This window comes from Thioalbus denitrificans (assembly GCF_003337735.1).
GTDB lineage: Bacteria > Pseudomonadota > Gammaproteobacteria > DSM-26407 > DSM-26407 > Thioalbus > Thioalbus denitrificans.
On sequence record NZ_QPJY01000008.1, the window covers coordinates 17,869 to 34,005 of the forward strand.

Here is a 16,137-nt window from a genome sequence, read left to right on the forward strand (position 1 = left end):
GTCAGTCTCCCGCGAGGATGCGTGTCACGAAGGGATCGGGCGCCCCAGGCGCCATGAGGGTGTAGATGCGGTCCCGGAGCTCGGAGTGGCTCACGTAGCCGAAGCTGACGGGGTGGATGGCCCGGGAGCGGGGCTCCACCAGGTAGACCGCGGGCACGGTGTCCACCTGCAGGGCCACGCCGGCGCCGGCGTTCAGCCGCGGATTGGGGTACTCGAGCAGCCCGCCGCCGTCCAGGCTCACCGGAATGACGTGGAAGCCGTAGGCCCCGGCGAAGGCCCTGAGCACAGGCGCGAAGCGGTGGCAGTAGGGGCAGTCGGACTTGAAGAAGAAGAGCAGCCCCCGCCTGGCGGCCAGCTCCCGCAGCGCGGCGTCCATGGCCGCCAGGCGCGTGTCGTTGCGCACGTGGACCGCCTGGTCGTTGACCGGATGCTCGATGCGCGTGTCGAGCGCCGGGGTGGACCACAGCACCCGCTGCCAGCTCTCGGCGAAAGCCCCGGAGCGGGCCATCACCTCCTGGTTGAGGCGCATGTAGGCGCGCACGGCCGCCTCGCGCTCCCGCGGCCGGTCGGCCATGATGGCCGCCGCCCGCGCCGCCTCCAGGGCCTGCTGGAGCCCCTGCAGGGCCGCCACGGGATCGGGTGCCGCTGGCGCGGCGGCCGCCGGCGCCGGGAGCTCGGCTTCGGGCGCCTCCCGTTTCGTCTCCGGCTCAGGCTCCGGGTCGGGCGCCTCGTACCAGAACCAGCCCTCCCCCGGGCGGGTGAATAGGGAGCCGCCCTCCCCGGCCAGGACCACGACCGGGAGCAGGAGCAGGACCACCAGCAATGCCCTTCTCATGGCATCATCCCCCGGATGCGCTCCTCCATCATCCGGCTCATCTCCACCTCCGAGGGGCGGATGACCGACTCAGCCGCCTGAAGGGCATCGGCGTAGAACTCCGAGAAGTCGATGGCGGCGAAGTCGAGGGAAACCAGCTCCTCGGGGGTGAAGCCGCGGCACTCCGGGCGCTTGGCCTCGCCCCAGCCCAGGTCGATCTGGGGCCGGCCCTGCTCGTGGATGATGCGCCCCAGCTTGGACTTGAAGCAGCAGTAGGTGTACTTGCGGGCGATGCAGCCGAAGGGGGTGTCGTTGCTGCAGTAGTTGCCCACGTAGTGGCACTGGCCGGCGCCCCGGCGCTCGGCGAGGATCCGCTCGTCCTCGCTGCACTGGGCAAGCCCCAGGTCCTGCCCCCAGCCGCTCTCCTTGCAGCAGTTGGAGAAGCCGAGCACGGTCTTCTTGCAGCGCAGGTCCTCGCCCTTGAAGATGACCAGCGTCTCGGTGTCGAAGTCCTTGGCCGCCGCCTCGATGGCGCCGAGGTAGCTCGCCGCGAGCGCGAAGTCCTGGTTCGGCTCGTAGCCGGTGTCGAAGCACTCCCCCTCGATGCAGAAGAGCGCCCCGCCGCAATCGAGCACGGTGCGCGACTCGCCCGCGCCGGCCGGGCAGCGGAAGGTCTGCTCGTACTCGGTGCAGCGGCCCTCCCCGTCCCGGGTGAGGCAGAGCGAGCCGGTCTGGGTGCAGCCCCGCTCCCGGAGCTCGGCGCAGTAGGGCTCCTCCTCGGTGGCCCCCCCGGCGCCGCAGAGGTAGTCCCCCTGGTAGCGCCAGCAGGCCCGGTGGACCTCCACCCCGTCGATGATGCGGGTCTCCTCCGGCTCCAGACACGTCTCCGCGCCGACGGCGCTGCAGGCCTCCCCGGTCCCGCAGGTGCTGCTCCAGTGGTCCGTCACCCGGGGCTCCCCCTCCAGGCGGAACTGGAAGCGCGCCCCGTAGCGGTGCCAGCTGCTCCCGCCGTCGTCGTCCACCTCTGCCACCACCTGCCAGCCGTTGCCGGCGGAAGGCAGCTCGAGGATCCGGCAGGCGGCGGTGTCGTCGTAGCTACCCTTGGAGATGCGGCTGCCCGGGTCCCAGAGCGCGCAGGAGGCGGCCGCCAGACTGTAGCGGTCCGCCTCCCCCGCCGGCGGGTCGAAGGGGACGGTGAGCTCCTGCCAGAACTCCACGCAGGGCGCCGTGACATAGTTGCCGGTCTCCGGGTCCTTCACGAGACAGCTGCCCTCCCCCTTGTTGTGAGCCACCGAAAGGACCTCCCCGGTGCGCAGGTCGATGCGCCAGGTGCCGCGGTCCTTGAGATAGGCGCCCACGTGGAGAATCGCTTCCTGGGCCGCCGGCCGGTCCACCTCCACCTCGAGCACCCGCTGGCATCCCACCTCGGCCCGCACGCCCCACTCGGTGCAGCGCTCCTCGCTATAGGTGGCCGGGGCCAGCGGGGCCTCCCGGGCCTCACAGCCGTCATACTCCCCCGTCAGGCGCTGCCCGAGGGTGGCCTCCGGGTCGCCGGCGATCGCCTCGCCACGCTGCAAGAGGGGGTCCTTCTCCCGGTCCAGGGTGAAGCGCGGCCGGCTGAAGGCGGTCTCATCCACCCAGCGGCCCGTCTCGTGTTCCGGCAGCGACTCGCGGGCGCGCGCCTCGATGCCGAGCCCCTCGTCGTAGTAGTCCCGCTCGGGCACGTCGCTCCCCGCGTAGCCCGGCACCTGCTCGGTCGGCGTAGCCGTCGCCGCGTCGCGGACGCTCTCCTTCCCGGCATTCCCCAGGGCCTTGCCGAGCCCGAGAGCAGACTCGCGGGTCAGCTCCCCGGCCATGACGGGATGCGCCAGCGCCAGCAGCAGGAGGAGAATCCACGGGCGCCGCATCAGCCGCCCTCCCCCAGCCGCCCGAGCCAGTGTCGGGCCAGCTCCCGGGCCCGGGCCGAGGCCGCTTCCCGCGCCATCACGCCAAGCGCGTAGTCGAGAGTGACATCGCCAGCTACCTTCACATGGGGCGGGGTCTCGCAGCGGGTGTTGGAGCAGGCGCCGGGCGGCTCGAGCGGCAGCACGAAGGCCGGCACCGCGCCCACCTCGAAGCGCTGGAACAGCGTCGGGTCGATGACCAGCGCCGGCCACCGGGGGGCATCGGGCGCCGCCGAGGCCTCCAGGTCGATGCCCGCCAGCTCGGCCAGCCGCGCCACGGTCCTGGCCATGGAGTTCTCCACCATCCCCCGCAGGGCGAGGGTGGCCACGGTGTCGCTCCGGAGCAGCGTACGCAGTGCGGCCTCCGGCATGGAGAGCGACACGAAGACGATGGGCGCGGGCGCGGTCTCCCGCCCGCCGGACGCCTCCGCCAGGCCGAGCGCCGGATCGGCCAGGAGCGCGCGGATGTCCGTCCGCGCCTGTTCCAGGGCGGCCGGATCGAGGTCGGGGAGCGCCGCGGACGGGTCGACGCCGGGACCCTGGGAGACCGCCGTCCGGGCGGCCTCGATGTCGGAGTGCGCCTGCGCCTGCCGCTCCGCGTCGACCGGGGCCTCCAGCTGCTCAAGCGCCTCACTGATTGCGCCGGCGCTCTGGCGCCGGGCCGCCTCGCGCACGGCGCCAGAGGGCGTCTCCCCGGCGCCGGACAGGGCCGGAGCCAGAAGCAGCAGCAGGGTCAGAATGCGCAGCATGCCTTCTTTCTCCAGATCAGATAGGCCCAGTCCTCGCCCTTGACCGGGTACTCCCGGCCAGCGCCGTAGGGCATGGTGACCCGCCCGAAGGGCTGGGCGTTGGCGGGATAGGGGGTCGGGTAGAGGATCTGGGTCTTGTACTGGGTCTTGCGCAGGATGGGCAGCGGCAACGGCATGCACATGGCGTCCCGGCTCGAGGTGTCCCGGGCGATGAACTGGCGGTGCAGCTTGGCGGCCATGCGCTGGACCAGCAGCAGGGAGGAGTCGACTCCGCCGGTGTGGTGCTTGACGTTGCCGTCCACCGGATACATGGAGCCCTGGCAGCCCGCGCACCAGAAGAGGCTGTCGATGGGAAAGCCGGCGCTCGCGGCCGCGCAGTCGGCGGCGCAGGCCGCCTGGGCCGCGGTGTTGGCGAACAGCGCCGCCTCCGGGTTGATGAGGAAGGCCAGCTCGTCGTCCTCCCACAGGGGGTCGAATTCCGTCAGGTAGAGCAGGTCGAAGCTCTCGGGGGTGACGCAGGACAGCTCGGTGAGCAGATTCATCCAGGCGAGTAGCGGGTAGACGTACCAGTGGACGTGGTAGAAGGCGTCCTCGTTCTCGCTGGCGTGGGTGTTGCCGCCGGCCGGCGCCGGCAGGGAGCCCAGCCGCACCCCGCCGAGCAGGGTGGAGCAGAAGGGGGTGCGGACCACCTCCGCCACCCGGGCCGGCTCCCAGAAGCCCACCCCCAGCCCGATGCGCACGAACAGCGGCGGCGGTGCCGGGCAGGTACAGATGAGCGGCACCTCGTCGCCGGCGTCCTCCATGCCCATGTCCACCTTCAGGGGGCCGATGCTGATGGGGAAGACGTACTTCCAGCAGATGTCGGTGAAGGGGTTGGGGAACTTCCCGTGGCAGGGCGGCTCGGCCTGGACCGGCAGGCCCGCCAGACTCGCCGCCAGCGCCACCAGCAAAAACATTGATCGCCTCATTCCCCCTCCTCCTCCACCGCCACCTCGGTGAGCTCGAGCAGCCTTCCTGCCTGGCGGATGCGGGTGGGCAGCGCGGTGATCCCGAAATGCTCCGCCAGGCGGCCGCGCTGGTCGAAGTAGACTCGCAGGCCCCAGCGCCGCATCAGCTCCAGCACCGGCCCGTTGGTGGCGATGGCCCGCACCCGAGCCGCGCCCCGCTCCTCGAGCCGCGCCCGCGCCCAGGCGGTCTGGAGCGGGTCGTCCCCGTCGAAGAACAGCAGCTCCCGGGAGAGGCTCAGGTAGTCGAGCGGATTGACGGTGGCTCCGGCGGCGTGGATGAGATGGCCCCGGTGATCGCGGATGTCGGCCGGCACCACGAGGGTCGGGTCGAAGTAGCGCACCCGCTCCCGCGCCGCCCGCGGCAGGCGGATTCCCTCGGGATGCTCGGCGTAGGCGCGCATCCGATCCCGGGCGGTGGCCTCGAGGCGGGCCAGTTCCCCCTGCGCCTCGAGCGACCGCAGCCGGGCGTGGATGGCCTCGAGCAGATCGGGCTCGGAGATGGGATAGAGCGTACCCACTACGCCGAGGTCCTCCCCCCGGCAGAGAGGAGTCAGCACGGTCATGGCCAGGAGCAGGATCATCCAACGCATCCAGTCCGTCTCCCTACAGCAACCGCAGCGCCCGGCCGACGATGCGATCCGCGGCGATCCAGCCGATGTCGGCGTAGCGGGAGTCGTAGCTGTCCGGGTGGCCGGTCCACACGAAGATCGCCCCGGCCGGGATCACCCCCACCGGCCCCGGGGCCAGCGGCTCGCCGCCGGAGGTCTCCGCCTTGGCCAGCCCCACGAACCCGCCGTTGATGTAGAAGGCTGGGCCCCGCCGGGAGACCACATCGCCCGGCACTCCGCCCACCCGCTTGATGAACACCATCCCCTCGGGATAGAAGCGGTGGGTCGGCGGCCGGAATGCCACCAGGTCCCCGCGCCCGCGTGGCGTCTGCCCCTTGATAACCAGGTAGAGCACGCCCGGCAGGCTGGGAGTCCCGTTGATGCCGAGGGTCACCCAGGGCGAGGTGAGCGCGTCCACACCCCCGATGAGCCCGATGAGCAGCAGGGTGAGGCCGCACCAGCGCCGGAAGCGGCGCCAGGCCGGCCGGATGCGCTCAGCGTCCATCGGCCACGCCTCCCGCCCCGGCCGGCGCCGCACCGGCGGGAAGCCCCAGCCGGCGGCGTAGCACGGGGCTCAGGTCCGGAGCGCCGGCCACCACCGCCGGGGCGGCCAGCACGATGACGCCATAGTCCTCACTCAGGGCACGGGCCTCGCGGGCCAGGCGCTCCGCGAAGCGGCCGGCCTCGGCCGCCGGATCCCCAGGATTGGTCCTGGTGTCCTCGGCGAGGACCTTCACCTGGTCGGCCACGATGGCGGCGAGATCCACGGCGGCCAGCGCCACCGGCGGGGTCACCAGGCGCACCAGGAGCACCACCGCCGCGCCGCCCACCAATCCCCCCGCCAGGCTCGCGAGGGCTCCGGGCCAGCGCCCCGTCCGGCTGAACCATCCGCTGTTCATCGCTGCCCCTTCATCTCCGCCAGCCGTTCCAGGGCCTCCACCAGCCCCAGCCCTTGCCGGCGCATCTGCTCGATGGCCTCGTACTCCTCGCCCTTGGTGGTGAAGAGCAGCTCCGAGAAGCGGTCCACCACCAGGCGGCCCACCGAGGTGGCGCCGTCGAAGCGCACCGCGATCTCCGAGTACTCCCCCTCCTGGGTGTCCACCGAGGCGAGCAGCGTGCGCAGGTGCCCGTCCATCACCAGCTGGTCATTGCTCTCCGCCGCCTTGAGGGACTCCTCCTTCTGGCGCAGCAGGAACACCCAGTCGGCGTTGGCCAGCGCCGCCTTGGAGGTGCCCGAACGGTGATAGTCGTCGATGCCCTGGGTGATGGTCATGAAGGCCCCGCCGTGCTTGCGGGCGGTGCGGTAGCCCCCCTCGATGAAGTCCCCGGCGTTGCCGCGGCCCATCAGCTTCCAGGCCTCGTCGATGATGCAGAGCTTGCGCCGGCTGCGATCCCCGAGGTACATGGCCTCGGCGATGCGCATCATCAGCATCAGCACCACCACCGCCTGCAGGTCCGGCTTGGCGTCGAGCTCGCCGAGCTCCAGCACCACCAGGGGGTTGTCCAGGTCGATGTTCGCCTCGCCCTCGAACCAGCGCCCGAAGGCCCCCTCCCGGGTGTAGGGATAGAGCATGTGGCCCACCTCCCGTGCCGGCTCCTCGGAGCGCTCGAGCAGCGCCTCGGCCACCCGGGTGATGGAGGCCTCACGGCCGTGGGCGCGCCAGACCGCCTTGATGGTCCGCTCCAGGTGCCCCTTGCGCAGGGAGTCGAGCGGCGCCTCCGGGGCGGCTATCTGGGCGAGCAGGTCCCGCAGCATGAGCTGCACGTCCTCGTCGAAGTCGTGAATGCCGCTGAAGGGGTTGAGGTTGACGCGCGAGTCTGCGGAGAACTCCAGGTAGGAGCCCCCCACCAGCTGGCACAGCCGCTGGTAGCTGCGGCCGCGGTCGATGACCCAGGCCCGGCCGCCGGCGCCCAGCAGGTTGAAAAGCATCTCCTGGGAGAAGACCGACTTGCCGGCCCCCGAGGCCGCGGCCACGGCGATGTTGTAATTCCCCTGGCGGTTGTCCCAGGGATCCAGGTGCATGATCTGCCCCCGCCGGCCCACCAGCTGCAGCAGCGGCGTGCCGGTGCCGCGCCACTCGCCCATCCAGGGCGCGGTGTGGACGCAGTTCCAGGTCAGGAAGCTCCGCAGCCGGCCGAGGCTTCGCATCTCGCGGATGAAGGCGGGGCCGGGCATCAGCGGCAGCGCCGTCAGGAAGGCGTGCAGGCTGGTGAAGCGGTCGCGGCTCAGCTTCCAGCCGCGCGCCCCGTAGAGCGCCGTCAGCCGCTGCTCGGCGTAGTCGCCATCCCCCTGCGGCGCGAAGAGCACCAGCTGGCTGTGGACCTGGAACAGCTGGTGGCCGTCGTCCATGCGCCGGGCGACGATCTCCCAGTCGCGCTGGCGCTCGCGCCAGGCGGGCAGGAAGCGGCCCACCGGGGACTCGGCCATCTGCTGGGCCCGGGCCGCCTTGAGCTTGGCCCGGTTGCCGGCGCCGAGCTGGTCCGGCACATGGAGGGTCTGGGTGTGGAGGAAGGGACAGGGGATGCGCAGGCTGTTCTCGAACAGGTCGCCGATGAGATCCCCCATGCCCCAGCCGGCCCAGCTCTGGGGGTACTGGCGCACCGTGTAGGGCCGCACATCCAGGTGCAGATCGCCATGGCTCAGCCCCAGCCCGTCCCGCCCCACGAGCAGCAGGGTGTCGTGGTCCACCATCTGCTCGCGCAGCAGCCTCGAGTCCTCCCAGCGGAGCGGCTCCCGGCGCTCCGCCGGATTCAGGATCGTGTCCAGGAGGTTGATCAGCCCCGCGGCGTCAAGCTCCTCGGCGGGCATCCGGGCCGAGCTCAGGATGCCGCGCATGGCGTCGCGGGTGCGCATCAGCCACTCCCGCTCCTCCCCTGCCGCGGGCCGGAGCACGCTCAGAAAGAGGTGGTAGTCCCTTAGCAGGAAGGGCTGGCCGCCGAGCAGCGAGTGCCAGGCGCCCCGGGCCAGGTAGTCGGTGCGCTTGCGGGCGAGGAACTCGTAGATCCCGCCCTGCTTGCGCGCCGCCCACCGCTCCAGCAGGGGCCGGATGTCCGGGGAGGCGTAGAGGGTGACCTGCACCGTGGTGCCGGCCTTGAGCCCGAGGGTGAACAGGCCGCTCAGCACCCGGAGGGACTCCTCGCTGAGGCCCACCCCCGGCGCCACCTCGAGCGTCCACCCGATGGCGTCCTCGGTATGGAACAGCCGGGTCGCCGGCTCGAAGCTCTCGTAGGGGAGCAGCCCCGCCAGCCGATGGGCCGACGTCAGCCGCTGCATCTCCCGGATGGAGGGCGGCAGACCGCCCGCGGCGTAGACCGCGCCCGGCGGCTCCTCCTGCAGCCAGCGCCGGAGATCCGCCGCCGCCCGGGACCTCAGCTGCCCGATCAGGCTCATGGCAGGCTCCAGCGCCCCTCGTCGAGGCGCAGGAAGAGGTAGGTCTCGTCGTGGAGATCGCCCTCGGCGTCCTCCCAGCGGCGGACCCAGACCCGCAGCTGCTCGGGGCGGGTCAGCACCGGTGCGCCCGGGGTGACGGTGGCCACCACGGTCCGGGGCCCGGAGGCAGCAGCCGGTCCGCCGGCGTCGGCAGTCTCCCCGGAAACCGGCGCCTCCGGAGAGGCGCTGCCGCGCGTCAGGCCGCCCGCCATCACCGCCGCGTAGATGTCGCTCTCCGGCGAGCAGCTGATCCCCTCCCCCACCGGGCAGCCGTAGCGGGGCGCCCCGCCGCAGCCGCCAAGGCCCAGCAGCGCGAGGAGAACGCCCAGGCGCGTCACGCTCTTCATGTCACTGCCGCCGGTAGCAGCTGAAGGCGACCACGTCGTCGGGACCCACCCGGCCCTGGGTGAGATCCTCGGCGCTGCCCCGGGTGATGAGGTAGCAGCCGTTGGCGCCCGAGTGCATGTTCGACAGGGTGGTGCCCGGGATGAGGCTCCCGTCCCGGTGCACGTAGACGGTCTTGGCGCCGCTGCTCTCCCGGAAGACCACCTCGCCCACCTGGCCGAGGAAGGGGAAGTTCTCGGCGGCCGGCGCCGCCCCGGCCAGCAGCATGAGCACCCCGGCGACCGCGGGATAAACCGGCTTAGATATCCTTTTCATCAGCTCTCTCCTCCTTGGATGGAACGGCATCGAGCCACGCCCGTAGGGGGGCCGGCTCCAGGTAGCCCGGATGGACCCGGCCATCAGGCGCAATCAGGATGGGGGTGCCCTCGAGGGCATGGCGGCGCACGAAGGCGCGGGCATCATCCAGCGCCTCCGCCGCGGTCTCGCAGTCCGCCCCGGGCGGCTCGGGCAGGGACTCGCCGGCCATGGCGGCGTCCAGCGCCGCCAGCGGCTCGGCCGCGCACAGGATCCGGCGCATAGCGTCCTGGGACCGGGGAACCAGCACCGCATGCACCCTGAGATCCCCGCTCGCGCGCAGCTCCCGGTGCAGCCGCCGGCACCAGGGGCAGTCGGGATCCGCCAGCACAGCGATCTCGCGGGCGCCGGCGCCGAAGCCCAACATGGCCGAGCGCGGGAGCGCGTCCCACGGCACGGTGGCGGCCTCTGCTGCCTGCGCCACACGCCCCTCGAGCTCCGCCTTGCGCGCTGCGGTCAGGTCGGTGGCCGTGCGCAGGTCGTAGAGGTGGCCCACCACCAGCCACTGCCCGCCGCGGTCCACGTAGAGCACGTTGGGACCCGCCACCACCTCCATGAGCCCGGGGATGGGCGTGGGGGTGACCGTCTCAATGCGAGTGCCGGGCAGGGCCGCCCGGACGGCCTGCTCCGCCGCCGCGACCGGATCTACACCATCTGGCACCCCATGCGATGTCGGCCCGAACACCACCCAGAGAACCCAGACGCCTGCGATGGCCCAGCCCAAGGCGAGGGTCAGCGCGACCCGGTCCCGCCTTCCGATGGCGACCAACAGAAGGACCAGGGGCCCCACCACCCACAGCATCACCGACGCCCACGAATGCGGCCCCTCCATCAGCGCGCCTCCCCGCCGGCGGCCTGGCGGAGGATGTCCACGCCCAGATCCACGCCCTGCTTGATGATGAGCTCCCCGATGCGGCCGGAGTCCACCTCGATGACCGGATAGACCTCGTCGGCCCGCTTCAGGTACCACTCCGCGATGCGGTCGAGCGCCGAGGCCATCCCCTCGGAGAGGCCGTACTTGGCGATGTTGCCCCCCTCCACCGACTGCACCGCGCCGAGCGCGCTGGTGGAGAGGCTGGTCAGGGACTGGGAGAGCCCCTTGCCGATGCCCCCAGCGACCCCTGCCACCAGGGCGCGGGCGATGAGCTGCCCCTGCTTGCTCACCACCCGCCCGCGCATGCCGGCCTTGCCGTCCTCGCCGGTGATGTAGCCGTCCACCAGGGTCTCCACCACCGCCCCGTCCCGCAGCACGCAGCTCAGGCGCTCGGCGCGGAAGTAGACCCGCTCGCTCGCCAAGTCCCCCCGCGCCGCGGCGATGATGTGACACTCCCGCACCCGGGAGCGGAAGCGGTTGGGCAGCGTGCCATGGTCCAGCAGCGTCAGCAGCACCGGCACCGGGTTCTTCTCCGCGACCCCGCCGGTGGGGGCATCGACGCCGGCGAGCAGCGCCGCGCGGGCGAAGGATCCGGCGGGAATGAACTCGTGGATGGTGTGGTCGCCTGCCACCCGCCCGCCGCCACTCCGGTTGGCGGGCTTCACCGCGGGCGTCCCCCTCCCCGGCTCTCCCACGCCAGCCGCGGCGCGCAGATCGACCACCCGCATGCCCGGAATGGCCGGCTGCCCGGCCGTGGCGCCCGGCCCGGCCGGGCGGGCGCCGATGGCCGGCGCGGGGAGGGACGGCGGCGGCAGCGGCAAGGGTTTGGGGGATGTGACCGTGGCAGCCGAATCAGGCTTCGGGTCCGGCTGCGATGCCGGCAGTGGAGGCGGCAATGGCAGCGTCGTCTTCGCACTCCGCTCCCCGCGGCGCTCCTCCTGCTCTCGCTGCGCCTGCTGCAAACGCTCCAGCCGATCGGTCAGGTTGTTCAGCTGCCGTTCGAGTTCCTGGTTGTCGCGGCGCAGCGCGGTCAGCTCCGCCTCGGAGCGGGTCATCCAGACCTCCGCCGGGTCCAGGTCCGCGGCCGGCGTCCGGAAGCTCTTCGCCACCTCCCGCTCCGCCACCTCCTCGATGCGCCGCTTGGGATCGGAGAGGTAGAGGCCGAGGATCACCACGCCCACGAGCGCCGCGACGGCCCCCGAGGCCAGCAGCCGCTGGCGGCGCCGGGTCTGGAGGGCGCTCTCCATCAGCGCGCCTCCCGGACCAGGTAGACCCGGGTCGTGCCGCCCGGGGGCAGGGCATGCCGGGCAATCGCCACCGCCAGGATGTTGCCGGCGAGCGCCCCGAACTCCCGCTCGTCGAGCCGCATCTCATCCACGGAGACGTTGGTCAGCTCGTAGACCTCGCCCGCGAGCTCGCCCTGGTAGCGGGCGGTCCGCACCAGGCGCGCCTCGCGCCAGAGGGGTACCTCCCGCCGGGCCAGGTCGGCGCCGTAGCCCTCGGGGACGGCGTCCGTGGCGAGCGACCGCATGAGCGCCTTGATGCGGGCCACGTGGGGCACGGATGCCCCGGCGTGCGTCTCGGGCGGCGCCAGGGTGCTATTCCGCGGCCGGATCAGGACCGTCTCCGCCGGCATGTCGGTGGGCGCCACCAGCAGCGTGTAGGTGGCCCCGGCCGCGTCGGTCACGAAGAGGCTGAAGGAGGACGGTCCACCCAGGGGCCGCACGTAGACCTGGCCCCGCGCGGCATCCTCCTGGGACTGGAATCGCTCCTCCGGCCCCCGCACCACCTCGATGCGGTTGCCATCAGCCATTCCCAGGCGGTTCCAGTCGCGGCTCGAGAGCTTGACGGCGATGCTCTGCCCGTCGACCGCCTCCACGATCTGCACCGCCCCGGCCTCAAGACCGGCGGCCAGCAGCAACAGTCCCAGCAGCAAACGGATCATCGGACTGAACCTCCAGGAACCGCCGCACCGTGAGGCGGCCGTTCCGATAGTTGAACTCGATCAGGAAAGTCGCCTCCCGCTGCCCCGTGGACTTGCTCGCCACCAGGGTCATCAGCGTGCCGGTGACCGCCACCAGCTGCCCCCGGATCCGCACCTCGCGGGCGTGGAAGACGCTGCTCATCTGGTTGCGCCGCACCTTCTCCGCGTCGCTCTCGAGCCGGGCCGCCAGCTCCCCGTAGGCGCGGGGGTCGGCGTAGCTCAGGAACTGCCGGACCTGGTAGTCGATGTTGTCGGGGTTGTAAGTGAGCGCGAGCCCCGCGAACCAGGGGGCCATCTGCTCAAGGTACTCGGGCGAGACCTCCTCGCCCTGGACCGAGAAGGGCTTGTGGAGCGCCGGCGGGGTGACGATGGTCTTCTCGGCCACCCCCAGCCGGGAGAGCAGTCCGCCGGCGAGCAGCAGGTTCGACACACCCAGCAGGAGGGCGACGAGGATCCAGAGATTCCTGCGCCGCACCGCCTCGGCCAGCGCGGAGGTGTAGTTGCGCCTCATCATCCGGTGTACTCCCGAACGTGGCTCGGAGCGCGGGCCCTGAGCCACCACTCCGAGGGGGTGTACCAGAAGAGGAAACGGGTGATGACGCCCCGCCCGCCCTCCGCCTTGATGCGGGAGAGCGAGCGGGCCGCCACCACCCCGAGGATCGCGGCCCCCACCACCGCCAGGAGGTGGTTCAGCAGCGAGCCCAGCACGAGGAAGACGATCACCACGACGGCCACGTCCGCGTCCCAGAAGAAGAACTGGACGGGGTCGTCGAGCCGCCGCGGGATCCAGTAGTGGTCGGCGCCATTGGCCATGAGCGTCGGTGCGGAGCCTGCGCCTCAGATGATGGCCGAGCCGAAGATGTTGTCGATGATGCTCGGGCCGAGCGCGCCGAACACCGCCAGCACCACCCCCAGGATGGCGATGACCGCCTTGCCGGTGCCGGCCGCGATGCCCAGCGTGATGAGGCCGCCGGTGATGGCGATGCCGCGCCCGAGGTAGCCGGTCGCCGCGTCGTAGACGAACTGGTAGAAGGTCGAGAACTCCGCGCCGGTGGTGGAGGCGAGCGCCGCCAGCGGCACCGCCGCCATCAGGAAGAACTGCATCGCCTGCTGCTTGTGCTGCTTCAGGGAGTGGATGAGATTACGCATGAGCAAGGTGCCTCCGTTTACTTGGAACTCACAGGGATACAACAAGGGGGCCGACCCGGAAGGCCACCGTCTGGCGGCCGTTGTCCGGACCCGGCGTCACCACCACCCGCCGGTTCGCGGCGCGTCCTGCAGGGGTGGAATTGGTGGCCACGTAGCAGCAGCTGCCGTAGCCTCGAACCTGGATGCGCCCGGCCTCGACGCCGAGCTCCACCAGCGCATCGCGCACCGCCCGGGCCCGGCGCAGGGCGAGGTGGTCGTTGTACTCCTCCCCGCCGGTGTGGTCGGCGTAGCCGGTGACCCAGATCTCGCCGGCCCGGCGCCGCAGCGCCCCGGCCATGGCGCTCAGCGTCTCGCGCTGCGCGGCCGTCATGCCCGCCGAGTCGAAGGCGAACCGGACTGTGTGCACGGCCCGCTCCGGGGGGACGGCGGGGGCGCCCTCTTCCCCCGGGCGGTAGGCAACCGGCGTGATTCCATCGGGACCTGCGCCGGCGCCGTCCCGCCACTCGATTCGGAGCTCGCCCGCGGCGACGGCCGACAAGGCCTCGCCCACCTGGCCGGCCACCGCGCTGACCATCCGCCCGAGCGGCTCCAGCACATCCGGGACTGAAACCCCGGCGGCACGTTCCTTCTCCGTCTCTCCGTCCGCGGCCACAGGCGTCTTGGGCGTCGGCGCCAGGCAGTCGGCGCAGAACAGCCAATCCCCGTCCGCGGCCTGCTGCATGCCCAACCGGGGGTGAGGCATGGCCAGCCCTTCAACGGGGTGAAGGGTCGCCGGCGCCGCAGCGCAGCCCGCCAGCGTCACAATCCAGATGCTCATAAATCCTGCGCGCATAGTTCACCCGTCTGTTCTGCGTTGTCTCGCTCGTCCCGGTGCCCGCGTTGTAGGCGCCGACCGCCTCCCAGGTGTAGCCGTAGCGGGCGACGTTCCCCGCCAGAATCCAGGCGCCCACCTGGATGTTGGTGCAGGGGTCCCACAGGCTCGCCTCGGTGATCCCGTACCCGGAGAGCCGGGGCAGCCACCAGCTGTTGACCTGCATCAGGCCGATGTCCCGGGAGCCGTCCCGGTTCACCGCCTGGGCGGCGTGGTCCATGGCGCTTTCCGCCCGGGCGATGGCCCGCAGGAGTTTCGGGGAGAGGTCGTAGCGCGCCGCGGCCGCCTCGAAGCACCCATCGAGGGCCGTCGCGCCGGCGGCGCCGGGGAGAAGCCACACCAGAAGGAACAGCAGGCAGGTGTGGCGGTGTGATTTGTAGCGTCCGTCCATGTGAGCCATCCCCTGGCAACAACCCTATCCCTGGCGTTCACCCTCTGGTCCAGGCCCGGCGTAGCGAATCTCGACCCGCCGGTTCAGGGCCCGTCCTTCCCTGTGTTCGTTACTGGCCAGGTAGTCCTGGCATCCCCAACCTTCCACCCGGAACAGGCGACCATCGTTCCCCGCTTCCACCAAGTGATCAGCCACGTCCTTCGCGCGGCGGAACGCCAGCGCATCGTTGTACGCCCGGGGACCGATGTCGTCGGTGTAGCCGGTGATGACCAGGCAGCGCCCCGGCTCGAGGTCACCAGCAACCCGCTGGAGCGCACGCAACTGGGCGCCGGATGGCTGGTCCTCGGCGAAATCAAACAGAACCGTGTGCAGGGGAGGTAATCTGTCTCGCGGCATAGCGGGGTCCGGAAGGATGACGGCGCTTCCCGCCCATGAGGCGACAGTCAGTACGACTGCCATGGCCCAGGCCATTCCCTTGGCGACTTTTCCGGCGGCGTCTCGCACGTCTGCGTCCCTGTGCTCCATCGCAGTGAAAAGGGTTGCGCCCCGCAGGGCGCAACAAGTTTCATGTGGAGGATGTGAGTGGCGCGCCGTCGCAGGTGAACCTGACCTCAACGGCGCGGGGAGAATTTGACGACACCAGGGAGAGGACGAGAAGCGAAAACCGTGCCCAGTTATTGTTGTCATTACCTCTTGACACTCGAGAGGCGCTTGACCCCAGACCGATCACTTTCATTAAGTGCGTGCGAACGATCTGAAGGGCGGTCAGTCACTCGGCGGTGCTATCCGTGTGACAGCCTTTTCGCGCCAGGCCTCGTGGCAGGTAATGCAGGCCGTGGTGAGGTCATTGTAGGACTGGTTGGCCTGCGCCCAGTCACCGGCTCTCGCCGCCTCCAGAAGTGCCCTGCTGTGGGTGTCGAGAATCTGGTCGAAGGCCAGCAGCGCCTGCTTGAATCCGGCCTGGTCCTCGGCGGGCATGATGGACCAGGGGTTATGGTTGGGCGCCGGATGCGTGAAGATGAAGTGGGTACCCTGCTCGACCATCTGTTTGTTCTCCGCGAGGATGCCCAAGGTCATGGTGGCGGTCGCCTCACCCATCATTTGCATGAGTTGGCGGTAGGTCATGTCGGCGCGCTTCATCGACTGCACCAGGCCTTCCGCCGTCGTTGGAGGCTCCTGCGCCATCACGCCACCCACACCCGACAGCGCCGTGATTAGCAGAAATACACCCATTGTGAATCTGGTATTCATTCTTGCCCTCCCGGGAAATTATGGATTGTCAACGACAAACTATTGGACCATTGCCATGTAAACCGTTTGTTTCCGGCAGAGGCTAAGATGTAACGGAACGTAACGAATTACTTATATATCGCTCACGGCAAACATAAGACTGACATTCTCACAAAGAATCAGGGTAAAGCAGCCTTTCCGGAGAACCCACATGCCTATGGAATGCTCCGGAAAGACCGCTCGCCAAGCGAGGGCCTCTCGACATGGAAACAGGAGTAGACAGGCGGCATCCGCGGACGGCAGATTGTGGCGCGGACACAGATGAGGAATGAGCCCCTGCAACGGCCCGAAAGCCCTCCCGTATGGCCTTCTGCGCATTGCCGACCTG

Annotated in this window: 20 protein-coding genes; all 20 read right to left on the reverse strand. The window is 70.7% G+C overall.

Annotation, left to right across the window (positions count from 1 at the left end):
* Window position 1 precedes the first annotated feature (1 nt).
* Window positions 2-835: a conjugal transfer protein TraF gene (locus DFQ59_RS14385; RefSeq protein ID WP_114280415.1), complete on the reverse strand. Its 834-nt coding sequence runs from the start codon at window positions 833-835 to the stop codon at window positions 2-4.
* A complete protein-coding gene (locus tag DFQ59_RS14390) occupies window positions 832-2,721 on the reverse strand; it encodes a conjugal transfer protein TraN (RefSeq protein WP_114280416.1) in 1,890 nt (629 codons plus the stop codon). Before DFQ59_RS14390 ends, DFQ59_RS14385 begins: the two co-directional genes overlap by 4 nt.
* Window positions 2,721-3,506 carry a type-F conjugative transfer system pilin assembly protein TrbC gene (gene trbC / locus DFQ59_RS14395; protein WP_114280417.1) on the reverse strand — a complete coding sequence of 262 codons (786 nt, stop codon included), beginning with the start codon at window positions 3,504-3,506 and terminating at the stop codon, window positions 2,721-2,723. The genes DFQ59_RS14390 and trbC overlap by 1 nt, the downstream gene beginning before the upstream one ends.
* Entirely contained in the window at window positions 3,491-4,474 is a 984-nt protein-coding gene (gene traU / locus DFQ59_RS14400) for a conjugal transfer pilus assembly protein TraU (RefSeq protein ID WP_114280418.1), read from the reverse strand. Before traU ends, trbC begins: the two co-directional genes overlap by 16 nt.
* The gene (traW, locus tag DFQ59_RS14405; protein ID WP_114280419.1) at window positions 4,471-5,103 is read right to left on the reverse strand and encodes a type-F conjugative transfer system protein TraW; all 633 of its coding nucleotides are present in this window, start codon (window positions 5,101-5,103) and stop codon (window positions 4,471-4,473) included. Before traW ends, traU begins: the two co-directional genes overlap by 4 nt.
* Window positions 5,104-5,116: 13 nt before the next feature.
* Window positions 5,117-5,626 carry a S26 family signal peptidase gene (locus tag DFQ59_RS14410; RefSeq protein ID WP_114280420.1) on the reverse strand — a complete coding sequence of 170 codons (510 nt, stop codon included), beginning with the start codon at window positions 5,624-5,626 and terminating at the stop codon, window positions 5,117-5,119.
* Window positions 5,616-6,020: a TrbI F-type domain-containing protein gene (locus tag DFQ59_RS14415; protein WP_114280421.1), complete on the reverse strand. Its 405-nt coding sequence runs from the start codon at window positions 6,018-6,020 to the stop codon at window positions 5,616-5,618. The genes DFQ59_RS14410 and DFQ59_RS14415 overlap by 11 nt, the downstream gene beginning before the upstream one ends.
* On the reverse strand, window positions 6,017-8,512 hold the full coding sequence (gene traC / locus DFQ59_RS14420) for a type IV secretion system protein TraC (RefSeq protein WP_114280422.1): 2,496 nt from the start codon (window positions 8,510-8,512) through the stop codon (window positions 6,017-6,019). Before traC ends, DFQ59_RS14415 begins: the two co-directional genes overlap by 4 nt.
* Window positions 8,509-8,898 (reverse strand): TraV family lipoprotein, encoded by a 390-nt coding sequence (locus tag DFQ59_RS14425; RefSeq protein ID WP_114280423.1) that lies wholly within the window; start codon window positions 8,896-8,898, stop codon window positions 8,509-8,511. The genes traC and DFQ59_RS14425 overlap by 4 nt, the downstream gene beginning before the upstream one ends.
* A 1-nt stretch (window position 8,899) precedes the next feature.
* Window positions 8,900-9,211 carry a hypothetical protein gene (locus DFQ59_RS14430; RefSeq protein ID WP_147275257.1) on the reverse strand — a complete coding sequence of 104 codons (312 nt, stop codon included), beginning with the start codon at window positions 9,209-9,211 and terminating at the stop codon, window positions 8,900-8,902.
* Window positions 9,195-10,082 carry a DsbC family protein gene (locus DFQ59_RS14435; protein ID WP_114280425.1) on the reverse strand — a complete coding sequence of 296 codons (888 nt, stop codon included), beginning with the start codon at window positions 10,080-10,082 and terminating at the stop codon, window positions 9,195-9,197. The genes DFQ59_RS14430 and DFQ59_RS14435 overlap by 17 nt, the downstream gene beginning before the upstream one ends.
* The gene (locus DFQ59_RS14440) at window positions 10,082-11,371 is read right to left on the reverse strand and encodes a TraB/TrbI/VirB10 family type IV secretion system protein (RefSeq protein WP_114280426.1); all 1,290 of its coding nucleotides are present in this window, start codon (window positions 11,369-11,371) and stop codon (window positions 10,082-10,084) included. Before DFQ59_RS14440 ends, DFQ59_RS14435 begins: the two co-directional genes overlap by 1 nt.
* Window positions 11,371-12,069 carry a type-F conjugative transfer system secretin TraK gene (locus DFQ59_RS14445; protein WP_114280427.1) on the reverse strand — a complete coding sequence of 233 codons (699 nt, stop codon included), beginning with the start codon at window positions 12,067-12,069 and terminating at the stop codon, window positions 11,371-11,373. The genes DFQ59_RS14440 and DFQ59_RS14445 overlap by 1 nt, the downstream gene beginning before the upstream one ends.
* Window positions 12,023-12,622 (reverse strand): type IV conjugative transfer system protein TraE, encoded by a 600-nt coding sequence (gene traE, locus DFQ59_RS14450; RefSeq protein ID WP_114280428.1) that lies wholly within the window; start codon window positions 12,620-12,622, stop codon window positions 12,023-12,025. The genes DFQ59_RS14445 and traE overlap by 47 nt, the downstream gene beginning before the upstream one ends.
* Entirely contained in the window at window positions 12,619-12,921 is a 303-nt protein-coding gene (gene traL, locus DFQ59_RS14455; protein ID WP_114280429.1) for a type IV conjugative transfer system protein TraL, read from the reverse strand. Before traL ends, traE begins: the two co-directional genes overlap by 4 nt.
* Before the next feature lie 24 nt (window positions 12,922-12,945).
* Window positions 12,946-13,257, reverse strand: a complete 312-nt coding sequence (locus DFQ59_RS14460) for a conjugal transfer protein TraB (RefSeq protein WP_114280430.1) — start codon at window positions 13,255-13,257, stop codon at window positions 12,946-12,948.
* Window positions 13,258-13,285: 28 nt separating this feature from the next.
* Window positions 13,286-14,074 carry an OmpA family protein gene (locus DFQ59_RS14465; protein WP_170142173.1) on the reverse strand — a complete coding sequence of 263 codons (789 nt, stop codon included), beginning with the start codon at window positions 14,072-14,074 and terminating at the stop codon, window positions 13,286-13,288.
* Entirely contained in the window at window positions 14,010-14,519 is a 510-nt protein-coding gene (locus tag DFQ59_RS14470; protein ID WP_114280432.1) for a lytic transglycosylase domain-containing protein, read from the reverse strand. Before DFQ59_RS14470 ends, DFQ59_RS14465 begins: the two co-directional genes overlap by 65 nt.
* A gap of 24 nt (window positions 14,520-14,543) precedes the next feature.
* Window positions 14,544-14,978, reverse strand: coding sequence for an OmpA family protein (locus DFQ59_RS14475; protein WP_170142174.1), 435 nt, complete (start codon window positions 14,976-14,978; stop codon window positions 14,544-14,546).
* A gap of 306 nt (window positions 14,979-15,284) precedes the next feature.
* The gene (locus tag DFQ59_RS14480) at window positions 15,285-15,770 is read right to left on the reverse strand and encodes a cytochrome c (RefSeq protein WP_147275258.1); all 486 of its coding nucleotides are present in this window, start codon (window positions 15,768-15,770) and stop codon (window positions 15,285-15,287) included.
* Window positions 15,771-16,137: the final 367 nt, after the last annotated feature.